At 45.3% G+C, this 12,584-nt stretch carries 9 protein-coding genes; 6 read left to right on the top strand and 3 right to left on the bottom strand.

Annotation, left to right across the window (positions count from 1 at the left end; genetic code table 11):
• The first annotated feature begins 348 nt into the window (after positions 1–348).
• From LZF95_RS00220 to LZF95_RS00245, 6 genes are all read left to right on the top strand, one after another.
• Entirely contained in the window at positions 349–1,623 is a 1,275-nt protein-coding gene (locus tag LZF95_RS00220) for a TIM barrel protein (RefSeq protein ID WP_233752901.1), read from the top strand.
• A 27-nt stretch (positions 1,624–1,650) separates the two neighbouring features.
• Positions 1,651–3,129, top strand: a complete 1,479-nt coding sequence (locus tag LZF95_RS00225; RefSeq protein ID WP_233752902.1) for an arylsulfatase — start codon at positions 1,651–1,653, stop codon at positions 3,127–3,129.
• Between the two features lie 213 nt (positions 3,130–3,342).
• The gene (locus tag LZF95_RS00230; RefSeq protein WP_233752903.1) at positions 3,343–4,365 is read left to right on the top strand and encodes an SMP-30/gluconolactonase/LRE family protein; all 1,023 of its coding nucleotides are present in this window, start codon (positions 3,343–3,345) and stop codon (positions 4,363–4,365) included.
• 102 nt (positions 4,366–4,467) lie between these two features.
• Positions 4,468–4,830: a transmembrane 220 family protein gene (locus LZF95_RS00235; RefSeq protein WP_233752904.1), complete on the top strand. Its 363-nt coding sequence runs from the start codon at positions 4,468–4,470 to the stop codon at positions 4,828–4,830.
• 68 nt (positions 4,831–4,898) lie between these two features.
• On the top strand, positions 4,899–5,648 hold the full coding sequence (locus tag LZF95_RS00240; RefSeq protein ID WP_233752905.1) for an NIPSNAP family protein: 750 nt from the start codon (positions 4,899–4,901) through the stop codon (positions 5,646–5,648).
• 110 nt (positions 5,649–5,758) lie between these two features.
• Positions 5,759–6,112 (top strand): hypothetical protein, encoded by a 354-nt coding sequence (locus tag LZF95_RS00245; RefSeq protein ID WP_233752906.1) that lies wholly within the window; start codon positions 5,759–5,761, stop codon positions 6,110–6,112.
• 497 nt (positions 6,113–6,609) lie between these two features.
• Here LZF95_RS00245 and LZF95_RS00250 read toward each other — a convergent pair whose 3' ends face one another.
• The 3 genes from LZF95_RS00250 to LZF95_RS00260 form a co-directional block, all read right to left on the bottom strand.
• Positions 6,610–10,050, bottom strand: coding sequence for a ThuA domain-containing protein (locus tag LZF95_RS00250; protein ID WP_233752907.1), 3,441 nt, complete (start codon positions 10,048–10,050; stop codon positions 6,610–6,612).
• A 126-nt stretch (positions 10,051–10,176) separates the two neighbouring features.
• The gene (gene galK, locus LZF95_RS00255; RefSeq protein ID WP_233752908.1) at positions 10,177–11,322 is read right to left on the bottom strand and encodes a galactokinase; all 1,146 of its coding nucleotides are present in this window, start codon (positions 11,320–11,322) and stop codon (positions 10,177–10,179) included.
• A 213-nt stretch (positions 11,323–11,535) separates the two neighbouring features.
• Positions 11,536–12,558, bottom strand: a complete 1,023-nt coding sequence (locus LZF95_RS00260) for a LacI family DNA-binding transcriptional regulator (protein WP_233752909.1) — start codon at positions 12,556–12,558, stop codon at positions 11,536–11,538.
• Positions 12,559–12,584: the final 26 nt, after the last annotated feature.

Genomic DNA, 12,584 nt, shown 5'->3' on the forward strand with positions numbered 1-12,584 from the left:
TCAGAATACATAGCCAGAGACCACTAGCGTGAATCCACTTGTGAGGATAGACATATAGATTGGATTTCCATGCATTTTGCTTTAATGTCGGGCATCTTGATCAGGAGCGGGCATTTAGCTGATCGAAACCAGAAGTGGAGAGAGTAGTTGGATGTAAAGTGTATGCATTGTAACTTCGTGATTAATAGATTTTTACTTGAACGCGGATCAGTTTTTATGATCTTGCCGAAAGTGGGATTGATCTAATGGGGTTGTTATGGATAAAAAATCCCTGCACCCGGTCTGCCTTGATATATTGTCCACTTTGTAGGCAATTCGAGTATAGTTGTACCAGTAAAAAAACCTTACATGAGAATTTCAGAAGACCAGCTCTCTTTCTTTTCTTCAACAGACTTTCACAGACGCTCCCTGGATCTTTTACGGGAGCAGTTTTCCAGACATGATATAAACTTCGATGGGGTTATCCAAAAACTGCAGGAGTTTCAGATTGCCATACCCAGTGCTGCTTTGGGAGATGGGAGGGCAAAGAGCAATAGGGGAAGAACCGGTGGTAAACCGAGAAATCTCAACGAAAAGCTGGAAGATATCGGTCTTTTACAGCAACTGACCCGAAAGACCAATTCGGTGTCTGTGTATATTCCCTCGGATATGCCGGAGGATTATCAGGAAACCAAGGAATTGGCAGATGATTTAAAACTGGAGTTTGACACCATGAACAGCACGAGCTCCCAAGATCAGAACTTGAAGGAGTATGCCAAACTGGGATCCTTAGGGAATTCCAATAAAGCAGTACGGGACGAGGCGGTGGCCCATAATGAAGAGGTGATCACTATCGGCAAAAAACTTGGTAGTAAGGGACTCACAGTATGGATGGCTGATGGCAGTACCTCACCGGGTCAGTCCAACTTCAGGAGCACACTGGGGTGGACGGAGGAATCACTCAGGGAAATCTATGAACTTATGCCCGCCGATTGGAATATGATGCTGGAGTACAAGCCTTATGCGCCTAACTCTTACCATACCGTAGTGCCAGACTGGGGAACCTCATCCATGCTTGCCAGAAGGCTGGGAGCTAGGGCCAAAGTACTGGTGGATTTAGGACATCATTTGCCCAAGACAAATATAGAGCAAATAGTAGCTACCCTGATGTATCAAAATCTGCTGGCGGGGTTTCACTTCAATGACAGTAAGTACGGAGATGACGACCTCAATCACGGCAGTATCAAGCCTTATCAGCTGTTTTTGATATTTTGCGAGCTCATAGGAGGGGATAAGGATGGGGCGCAGGACTGGGACAGTATCTCTTGGATGATCGATGCCAGCTATAATACCCAAGACCCCCTAGTCGATTTGATCCAGGCACTGGAAGCTATCACTATTGCTTATGCCAAAGCCCTGCTGGTAGATCGTGATAAGCTTCAGGCATGTCAGCGGAATGGAGAAGGTTCCCAAGCCCAGGAAATCCTCCAGATGGCTTATTTGACGGATGTCAGACCTTTGGTATGCGAAGCCAGAGTAAGGGCAGGAGGGGCTGCCGAGCCACTTGAGGCATATAGAATCCTTATGATACGAAACAAATTAGTACACGAAAGGGGAGTGAAATCCTACCATTCGTTTTTTTAAGAGGAGTTAAAAATACTAACTTAGGACATGTTAAGATCAATTGTATCCACTCTTGTCCTACTGGTTTTTTCAGCTTCTGTGATCTTCAGTTGCAACTCACGGGAAGATCAGAGGGAGGATTCTGTCAGTTTAGGAACAAAACCGAATATCATCTTTATCCTCGCCGATGATCTGGGCTATGGGGACTTGGGGTTTTTAGGACAGCAATACATAGAAACTCCCAATATCGATAAACTTGCCAAAGAGGGCATGTTCTTTACCAGTCACTATTCAGGAGCTACAGTATGTGCCCCGTCCCGATCGTCTTTTTTGACTGGGTTGCATACAGGGCATACCCCAGTTCGGGGCAATCTCCAGGTAGGATCCGAAGGACAGTATCCCTTGCCGGATTCCATTGCTTCTATCGGCAGGGTGATGAGACAGATGGGCTATAAGACTGGGGCTTTCGGAAAATGGGGCCTTGGCTTTGCCGGTAATTCTGGTGATCCTATAAAGCATGGATTCGAGCGGTTCTATGGCTATTACAGCCAAAGTATTGCGCATCGATACTACCCTGCCTATCTGTGGGACAATGGAGAAAAGGTGGTTTTGGAGGGGAATGACTGGACAAAAAAGACAGTATATGCCCCGGATCTCATACAGCAAGAAACAATTTCATTTATTGAAGAAAATAAGGAAAATCCTTTCTTCCTCTATATGCCGATCATCATGCCCCATGCAGAACTGGCGGCTCCGGATGATGAGATTTTCCAAAAATATAGGGATAAATTTGGAGAGGAAACGCCACATCCAGCAGGGCCAGGCACGGAATATGGGCCAGATATGAAGCTCTCGGCCTACCAATCCCAGCCATATCCCCATGCTACATTTGCGGCAATGGTGGGACGAATCGACAGGTACGTAGGGGAAATAGTGTCTAAACTAAAGGAATTGGGATTGACCGAAAATACCTTGATCATATTCGCTTCGGACAATGGGGCTCATCAGGAAGGAGGCGCAGACCCAGATTTTTTCAATAGTAATGGCCCCTTTCGGGGGTACAAGCGGGATTTGTATGAGGGCGGGGTGCGCACACCTATGATTGCCTGGTGGCCTGGTACTATTCAAGCAGGTTCTGAAAGTGATCATATCTCAGCTTTCTGGGATTTATTGCCGACTTTCGCTGATGTGGCCGGAGCTGATATTCCTGGGCATATCGACGGTATTTCATTTTTGCCGACACTGCTACAACAAAAAGATCAGAAGGAGCATGGGTTTTTATATTGGGAGTTTCATGAGCAGGGAGGAAAGCAGGCAGTGAGACAAGGGAAATGGAAGGCAGTCAAGCTTCAGGTTTTTGGTGGCGGATCCCCAACTGTTGAATTGTATGATCTGGATGCAGATATAGCAGAGGAGAACAATATCGCCGCGGAGAACCCGGGTAAAGTAAAAGAGCTGGTAGAGTTGATGGGCTCGTCTCATATACCCAATCCAGTTTTCGGGTTGTTGCCTTCAGAAAGGAAATGAGAAAAGGCGAGGAAAAATCCCCGCCTTTTCGTACCCAATCTATTTACTGTAAAACCTTTGAATGATTGAATATAGCAAGACAAAAGAATTTGGGTGTCCTTTCCTGTCCTGCTTTGCTTTGAATTATTTGAGATATTCTGATCTGATTACCAATTATATAAGGATATTTACCCTGTAGCTATAAAACCAAGGATAACCTTATTCGATATACCAATGAAAAAAATCAGCTTTTTATTGCTTATTGTTTCCATTCAGGCATGTACAAATCCAAAAGCCACTACTGAGGAGGAACCAGAGAAAGGCAACTATCAAACAGTGGGGTCTGTAGAGAGAATTACATCCGGGATTGACCTGCTGTTGGCCGAGGGGGCAGAGATAGAGGTGATAGCCTCTGGATTTGAATGGGCCGAAGGCCCATTGTGGTTAAAAGACCTGGATGCATTGATATTTACCGATGTTCCCACCAATAAGGTATGGAAGTGGAGTGAGAAAGACAGCCTTACTTTATTTTTGGAGCCTTCTGGGTACTTTGGCTCAGAGACCAACAAGAAGGAGCCTGGGGCAAATGGATTGGCGCTGGACAAGGATGGGAAACTGATTCTTTGCCAGCATGGGGAAAGACAGATTGCGAGGATGGAGGCTTCCTTAGGGGATCCCAAACCTGAATTCACTGCCCTGGCCTCGGAATATGAAGGAAAAAGGTTCAATAGCCCTAACGATCTGGTGATAAATAAAAAGGAACAGCTGTTTTTCACTGATCCCCCTTATGGTCTGGATGATTGGGATCCGAAGGAACTGGATTTTCAGGGGGTATATAGATTGGATCCTGATGGAGAATTGACCTTACTGATAGATTCACTAAGTAGGCCAAACGGCATAGGGCTGAGTCCTGATGAGAATACTCTTTATGTGGCGCAGTCGGATTTTCAAAAAGCCAGGTATTATGCATTTGAACTGGATGAAAACGGAGAGGTACTTAGCGGAAAGGTCTTACTGGATGCTACCGGGAGCATAGGACGGGAGATGCCCGGATTGCCGGATGGGCTGACCGTACATAGCTCCGGTATATTGTTTGCTTCAGGGCCAGGTGGGATCTGGGTGATCAGTGAACAGGGGGAGCATATGGGGACGATTATGACAGGTCAGGGCACTGCCAACTGCACCTTCAATGCTGATGAATCCTACCTATATATGACTGCTGATGCATACTTGATGCGGATTAAAATGAAAGAATGAGTGCCCTAGTCCTTAATTTTATTTATTGATCAATGTTTGTCTGTTCTTAATTTAAATAGAATTCTTTGTTTTGCGATAGTGTAAATCAACCCTTAAAGTCTTATGAAGCTTAACAAAATATTTTATGGAGTATGGATTTTTATATTCGCTCTTTTTGCTTATTGGCAATTCAATGATCCGGATCCGGAAGTTTGGATAAGTGTCTATGGGGTAGCTATCATCTTTTGTATTCTGGCAACCCGTGGGATCTTCCCTAAAATCCCCTTGACGATCTTGGCCATCTGCTGTGTGATAGGTGCAGTGTATTTCTGGCAGGGGGATGTACCAGGTTGGATTTCCGAAGAGATGGAACAGAGGGACCTAAGCATGAAAACCCAATCTATGGAAGAGTCCAGGGAAACTTTCGGATTATTGATCATACTACTGGTGATGCTTCCTGCGTTGTGGAAGGCATGGAAAAAATAGACCCGGGTTCATGTTTCTCCTAAATTCCGTTTCCATTATCTATATTGCACTCATACCCACATATAACCATGAAAAAGACGTTTTTAAGTTTGATGGCCATGTTTTTTACACTTGGAGCTTTTGCGCAGCAATTACCTAATAGTACTTCTACCTATTTTGAGGTCAGAAAGTACTATGCCAATGAGGGCAAATTACCTGATCTGATCAAGCGGTTTGAGAACCATACCATGGCACTATTTGAGAAAAACGGCATGGAAAATATAGCGTATTTTGTCCCTGTGCAGAATATGGATAATTCCCTGACCTATATTCTCGGCTATCCGGATCAAAAATCCAGGGATCGTATGTGGGATAAATTCGTGAATGATCCCGAATGGCAGAAAGCCAAAAAGGAGTCGGAGGTCAATGGAGGGCTTGTGAAAAGTGTAGATCAGACATTTATGAAGCTGGCACCGGGACTGAATGATACGCCCAAGCCTAGGCCAAGCGGAGTGTTTCAGCTAAGAACCTATACTTGCTTTGATGGCAAGTTGGACAAGCTGATCGCCAGGTTTAAAAACCATACGCAGGATCTGTTTGAAAAGCAGGGGTTGAGAAATTATCCGTACTGGGTAACAGTGGAGAAAGATGGAAGCCAGCCGAAGCTGGTCTATCTGCTGGCAGATAAGGATCAGGCGGCTTTCGAAAGGGATTTTCAGAACTTTCTCAAAGATCCGGCGTGGGTAAAAGCTCGGGATGCATCTGAGGCGGATGGTAAAATCGTGGAGCGGGTAGATGCGGTGTTTTTTACAGGTTTGCCTTTCTCGCCGATGAAGTAAGTCCCAGAAAACCAATCAGTACATTGAGAATAGTACATGGCTCTTTTGTAGCGAATAGGTCGATGTGCCCGTATGGTTATTGATAACTGTTTGCAATAAACCTGATTGTTATGAAAAAGGCACTTTACTCTATTTTGTTTTGTCTGGTATTCAGCTTTGGCTGCAAGGACAATGAAGATCCGGCCACAGCCTGTGGAGTGGGGAAACCTATCGAAAACATTCCTTGGCTTAAACAATTGGCCGAAGAATCCGCTGAAAGCGGACTGGCGGAATTTTCCTATATAGCCCAAGCCAAGTATAGAGGGAAAAGAGTTTTTTACTGGGGCAGTTGTTGTCCCAATTGTAGTTGGGCTTTAGTATTGTTGGATTGCTCAGGGGATAGGATAGAGGGAGAATATACATTTGATGATCTTGATGAACAGAAAGTGATCTGGCAACCTGAAAACTGGCAGTGCTCCTTCTAAAGGTGACATAGAGTGATGCGTAAAGGGGCAATGTAATACTTTGTTCTTAATTTATATATCACCCGTAGCCATCTAGCTCTTACGGCTTTTACAGGAAATATAGGGATTTCCAGCCGTGTAGGATCAATACAGAATTTACCGAACGTGCCGTTGGCACTTTTGGCGAATCCGTTCGGATCCCTAACCCTGAATTTCGCTTTACTGCATTCAGGGCAGTTAGCTGTTGTGCGGTTGGCACAAACACTCAAAATGATCTCTGGCAAAATCATTTCCCTTGCCAAAGGCAAGAACAGTAAATGCCCAGAATGCAATTCTGGGTTAAGGAAGTCGATCTGTTTTCAGAGTGCCAACGGTACGATCAGTAATGTAAAGGTATTTGCGATCAGCCCTGCACATTTGGTGTTTTTATCCTGGAGAAATAAAGTAGGCCTTTTAGGCTGCAAACAAAAAAATCCAACCCCGTTTCTGAGGTTGGATTTTCTGCATTATGACTAGACTTATTTCGCGTTGAACGTTAGTCCAGCAAGGATAAACATTCCTGCTTCACCGCCTTTGATTGTTTTGGTAGTGACATACAACTTATGGATTTTTCCATCAGCCTGACCTGTGACAGGGATAGTTATCTGCTCAAATGAAGGAGCGCCTTCAGGTCCCTTCATAGGGCCTTGCACATATTCTTTGCTTCCAACGATTGTTCCATCAGGGCTGTCCAGTCTGAGTTCGAAGACAAAACCATCAGTAAGCTTGGCAGTAGCTGCTGTGTTCAGGGTAACTGAGGCGATGTCCGTGAGATCAACCTTGGCAATGGCAAATGATGCCGGGTCGGCAGGAACCGTGAGCAGGTTTTGACCACCGTAGTTCATTTTGCTATATCCTCCTTCCAGATCCACTGTACTTGCCAGATCTATGGTATTGCTGGAGAGCAGGTATGCGGTAGATCCTGTCAATGGCTTGATGCCTTCGCCCCCTTTGTCCGTATATGAAGCACTGATCATCAAGACTCCAGTTGGGGTAGGGGTTTTGTCCATGGTTGAGTTGACTGAGCCGGCACTAGGAAGTGTTTTTTGATTGACTCCATCCAAAGAAAGGATGTAGCTGATCAATGCATTCAGTTCTGACTCCGGTAGGTCAGGATTTGCAGGCATTACAGTCTCTCCCCATACTCCTCCTCCGCCGTTTCTGATTTTGTTTTTCAGGTAGTCTATATCCTTTTCAGAATATTTTTTGGCTACGCTGGTATAATCAGGGCCTATGGATGCTTCGGCTTCTTTGTGGCAGGTTTTACAGGTCATGGACGCCACCAGGGATTTCCCTACCATGGCATCTGTCATGATCTTATGTCCCTGGTTTGCTTCTGCCTGATCCAGCCCCTCTAGGTAATCCGCGCTTACGTACAGGTTTTCCAGATCTTCTGAGGCATCTGGGTGGTCTTCATCCTTTACCGTCACCTCGTATGCTACTTCTTTTCCAGGGAAATAGAATGTCTTGTTTCCTTTGATAGCAATGCTCACTTCCGGGGCAATGTTTCCGGAATACACGTGAACTGCAGTTCCTTCGCCTTGCAGTCCGGCAGGGTCTTTTGCTGTGACATTTACTGCATATTCCCCTACAGTATCGAAGGTGTGGGTTAAGGTAGGCTCTTCGGTAGTTTTGGTTTCCCCGTTTCCAAGATCCCAGGTATAAGTCATAGGATCTCCTTCCGGATCTGAAGATTTTGCAGTGAAAGTGGCTGTCAGAGGATTGGCCCCTGAGGTTTTGTCCACGGTAATTTCTGAAACGATAGGGGCTCTGTTGCCGCCGTTGTAATCTATACGGAAAAGCCCGGAATCCTCATTTTTAGAAAACCAGCCATTGCCATATTCCAATCCATAGATATGCCCATCCGGTCCCATTTCCATGTCTATAAGTGCATTGAACTTCGTGTTAGGCATGAAGGGATCCATCTTGTCATAATCTCCGGATTCTGTCATTGTCACTACCTTGATCCAGCCTCTTACCCAGTCGTAGATAAGCAGTTTTCCATCAAAATAATCGGGTAATTTGCTATCTCCTTCGTACATGTCGGAGTAATAAACCGGCCCTGCCATCGCATTTCTGCCACCCGTTCCCATGTCTGGGAAATCCGTTGATTCACCATAAGGATACCAGATGAACGCAGGTTCTGTTGGAGGTAATTTCTCTATGCCGGTGTTGTGTGGGGAATTGTTTCTTGGCCCGTCAATATCATACAACTCTCCTGAAGTACCATTTGAATAGTCGTATTCCCGATAAGGTAAGTTGTCAGCGATCACATACGGCCAGCCAAAGTTCCCTGCTTTCCGTGCCTGATTGATTTCGTCGTAGCCACGTGGGCCACGGGTTTCGGTACTGTCATTACTTGCATCCGGCCCTACTTCTCCCCAATATAGATATCCTGTCTTCTGATCTATCGAGATTCTGTATGGGTTTCTAAGACCTTGCACATAGATTTCCGGCTTTGTTCCTTCTGTGCCTGGTGCATAGAGGTTACCTGCCGGTATTTCATAGGAACCATCTTCGTTGACTTTAATTCTGATGATTTTCCCCCTTAGGTCATTTGAGTTTCCAGAGCTTCTCCTGGCATCGAATTGCTTGTTGCCTTCTCTGGAATCCAATGGCGCATAGCCGCTGGTGATATACTTGCTGTTTGGCTGGTTGAAAGGAGTGGAATTATCGCCAGTGGATAGAAACAGGTTCCCGTCTGCACCAAAGGCAATGGAACCACCAGTATGGCAGCATATCTCTCTCTGGGAATAAAGTTCAAGGATAATCTGCTCTGAGGCCATATCCCAGACTCCGTCCTTAAATTTGAATCTGGAAAGGCGGTTTACTTCTTTGGCTGTAGGGGAGTAGAATACATATACCCAGTTATTCTTAGCGAAGTTTGGGTCTTTTTGCAATCCTAATACCCCTTCTTCGGCATTTACTCCTCTCACGGAAGTTTTCCAATAGACATCAAGTTTCGCTACTTCTGATAGCTCTTCTGTCTGGCTGTTATAATAGAGGATTTCTCCTCTTCTCTGAGCCACCAAGATATCCAGATTAGGAAGTACCGTCAGTTCTGTAGGTTCTGTGAAGTCACCTAAGGCCAGCATGGTCTTTGAGAACCTGTTCTCTTCAGGTACCTTTTTGCTCCTGGCTTTAGAATAGTTCAGTTCTTTGTTTCCCCCTATAGCATAGTTGATTCCAGCCAATAGATGCTTTAGGAATAGCTCCTCGGTAAAGGATGCATTGGTGTGGCCACCTCCGGTATAGAAAGCACGCCCGCCATCGTAGTCATGGTACCAGGCGATCGGGTGCTCACCCATATCCATTCCACCCTGATATGATTCCTCATCCAGGTTTAGCAAAACGTTTACCTCAGGATTCAATTTCTTATATGAATACCATTCGTCGGTTCTTTCCCATGGGGTTGGCAAAAAAGATGTAGCATCATTGCCTGCATCAACCACATTGATTTTGCCTGCCTGTACGTTAGGGTGGGGATCGTTGATGCCTGGATGATCAGCAAAGTAACCACCGACCATACGGCCATACCAGCCCCAGTGATATTCGGTGTCTGCTGCTGCGTGAATACCTACAAAGCCTCCTCCGGCTTGGATGTATCGCTCAAATTCAGCTTCCTGAACATGGTCCAGTACATCACCTGTGGTGCTGAGAAATATTACCGCGGCATATTGGGACAGGTTTTTTTCGTTGAAGCTGCTGCTTTGAGTAGTGGTGTCCACCTCAAAGTTATTTTCAGAGCCTAGTTTTTGTATTGCGGCTATTCCATTGGGTATGGATTCATGGTAAAATCCCGCTGTTTTGCTGAACACAAGTACTTTTGGTTTTCCGGAGCGGGAATTACAGCTCCAGAAACCTACACAAGCAATGAGTCCAATCAGCAACAGGCTTCTTAGGTTTTTTGGGAAATTCATAGGTTTTAAGATTTTGGGAAAATAGGCTTTAAGTTCTATCCAGAATTGGATCTACAAAATGGGGTATTTTTTTGATAAAATCCGCATAAATTGTCTTTTTGAAACAATAGGTGTTTGAATGGTGGGTTATTCGAGTATTCTAGCTCCTTCTGAGAGGGATACAGGAATGAAATCTGCCTCAATATCGAAATTTTCCTTGTATGCTGAATATAGTTGGTCCTGGAAATTTTGAACTCTGGAGTTGGCCACCAGATTGATCGTGCAGCCTCCAAAGCCTCCACCCATCATCCTGGATCCGATCACTCCGGGCAAATCCCAGGATTTCTCAGCCAGAAAATCCAGTTCGGCACAGCTGACTTCAAAGTCTTTACTGAGGCTGAGGTGGGATTCCTTCAGCAGTGTTCCAAATACGTTCAGATCTCCGGCGTGCAGGGCATTAGAAGCTAGGGTCACGCGGTCTATCTCGGAGATGACATGTTTTGCTTTTGGGAATAGCTCGGCAGGTAATAGTTTTTTCACTTTTTCCAGATCCTTCACCGGAATATCCCTCAGTGAGGTCGCCTCAGGATAGATTTTCCGCAATATCCTCACACTTTCTTCACAGGCTTCCCTACGCTGGTTATAGGCAGAGTCTGCGAGGTTATGTTTTACTTTGGAGTTTACAAGTAAGAGGGAGTGCTCCCCGAAATCAGCCTCTACTTCAAAATGGGTATTGGTACGGCAATCCAGCAATAAGGCACGGTCTTTTACCCCAAATGCTGAGGCATAGGGATCCATTATACCGCATTTCACTCCGGCAAAAAGATGTTCTGATTTCTGGGCGTAGAGCACGATTGACTTTTTCGTGATAGTCAATTTAAACACCTCAGAAAGGCCTGTTCCTATAGCTATTGAGAGTGCGGCGGAAGATGACAAACCCGACGCGGGAATATTCCCTCCGAAGGCAAGATCAAATCCCTCCAACTTATAACCAGCCTGCTGGAACTGGGAAGCTACCCCCATAATATAGTTTGCCCAGTGATTTTTTTTAGGAGAAAAGGAGTGGATATCAAACACAAACTCTTCCTCAAAGTCAACAGAAAAAAGCCGACAGGTAGATAGCCCGTTTTTCTGTATGCCCACCCAAATTCCCTGCTCTACGGCTGCCGGGAATACTAATCCCTCCTGATAATCGGTGTGTTCCCCGATCAAATTAATCCGCCCAGGTGCGAAAGCGACTATAGGTTGGTTGCCAAATAATTTGGTAAAGGATTGGGTGATTTTGTCTTTCATTTGTCTATAATTGTTATTCAGCGGCCACACCTGCCTGTCTGTAGGGGAAATCTCACACGATGAATAGCCATCTCTCTCTATGTCGCTTCCGACATGCCTGCCTGTTTATTGTTGTGTTTCTATAGTTATAGCTCTGCTGTGACTGATATTCTGGATTTCCAGCGGACTGATCATCTCTCAGTGCGAAGGATGTGCTTTGCTGGATTTGATAAATCAGATCGATTTTGTCGATTTGCGAGGCAGCAAAGTGGTCTCTAAGACAATAGATATGGGATCGTCCGAAGCTTGTCCCTCCAATTGGTCAAGAAGGTGGGTCGCTGCAAGTTTTCCCATTTCATAGCCAGGCTGGGCTACTGTAGTGAGCGGTGGCTCCACCACTGCTGAAGCCGGATTGTTGGTGAAACCTGCAAGAGCCATGTCCTCTGGTACTTTGATTCCAAGAGATTTCCAGACAGCCAATAAATCCAGGGCAACAGGGTCTATCATGCAAAATACGGCATCAGGTCTATTCTCCATCTCTGTGATTTCCTTTGCTATCCTGATATTGCCCTGCTCGGTGAGATCGCTTATTTTTATCAATTCCGCCTCAGGTGCTATACCGAATTCACCTAATGCATGAAGATACCCTTCTTTTCTTTTTTTGCTGATATATAGGTCCTCCGGGCCTGAGACGTACATTATCCGCTTGCAGCCAGTCTCCAACATATGCTTGGTGACCTGATAGGCGCCGCCTTCATCATTGAAAGTGACTCTGGACACAGGAATATCCTCGTTTACCCTGTCAAACAGCAAGAAAGGGATCTCTCTGTTATAAAGATCCAATAAGTGCTCATATTTGTTCGTTTCACGGCTTAAGGAGATCAGCAGACCGTCCACCTGCGAGGCGACCAAGGTTCTGATATTCGTTTTTTCCAATTCCAGTGTCTCGTTGGACTGGCAGATCATTACATTATATCCTCGCTTGTTTGCATAGTCCTGGATTCCCGAGATACAGGAGGCAAAAAAATGTGAGGTGATCTCCGGGACAATTACTCCCAGGGTATTGGTTCGGCTGATCCTAAGGCTCTGGGCCAATAGATTAGGCTGATAATTCATTTCCTTAGCCATCTCCACTATTCTTTTCTTAGTGTCAGGATGCAGCTCTGGTGAATCTTTCAATGCCCTGGAAATTGTCGATACTGAAACCCCCAATTTCTTGGCTATTTCCTTCATCGTAACCTGATGTCCTTTTTTCATTTGGCTAAATCAATTAACTGTCACTT

It is taken from the genome of Algoriphagus sp. AGSA1, assembly GCF_021390545.1.
In the GTDB taxonomy this organism is placed as follows: Bacteria; Bacteroidota; Bacteroidia; order Cytophagales; family Cyclobacteriaceae; genus Algoriphagus.

Coding starts and splice junctions, on each gene's coding strand:
- LZF95_RS00245 (WP_233752906.1), top strand. CDS start 5,759: ATGAAAAAGGCACTTTACTCTATTTTGTTTTGTCTGGTATTCAGCTTT.
- LZF95_RS00240 (WP_233752905.1), top strand. CDS start 4,899: ATGAAAAAGACGTTTTTAAGTTTGATGGCCATGTTTTTTACACTTGGA.
- LZF95_RS00220 (WP_233752901.1), top strand. CDS start 349: ATGAGAATTTCAGAAGACCAGCTCTCTTTCTTTTCTTCAACAGACTTT.
- LZF95_RS00230 (WP_233752903.1), top strand. CDS start 3,343: ATGAAAAAAATCAGCTTTTTATTGCTTATTGTTTCCATTCAGGCATGT.
- LZF95_RS00260 (WP_233752909.1), bottom strand. CDS start 12,558: ATGAAAAAAGGACATCAGGTTACGATGAAGGAAATAGCCAAGAAATTG.
- LZF95_RS00250 (WP_233752907.1), bottom strand. CDS start 10,050: ATGAATTTCCCAAAAAACCTAAGAAGCCTGTTGCTGATTGGACTCATT.
- LZF95_RS00235 (WP_233752904.1), top strand. CDS start 4,468: ATGAAGCTTAACAAAATATTTTATGGAGTATGGATTTTTATATTCGCT.
- LZF95_RS00225 (WP_233752902.1), top strand. CDS start 1,651: ATGTTAAGATCAATTGTATCCACTCTTGTCCTACTGGTTTTTTCAGCT.
- galK (WP_233752908.1), bottom strand. CDS start 11,322: ATGAAAGACAAAATCACCCAATCCTTTACCAAATTATTTGGCAACCAA.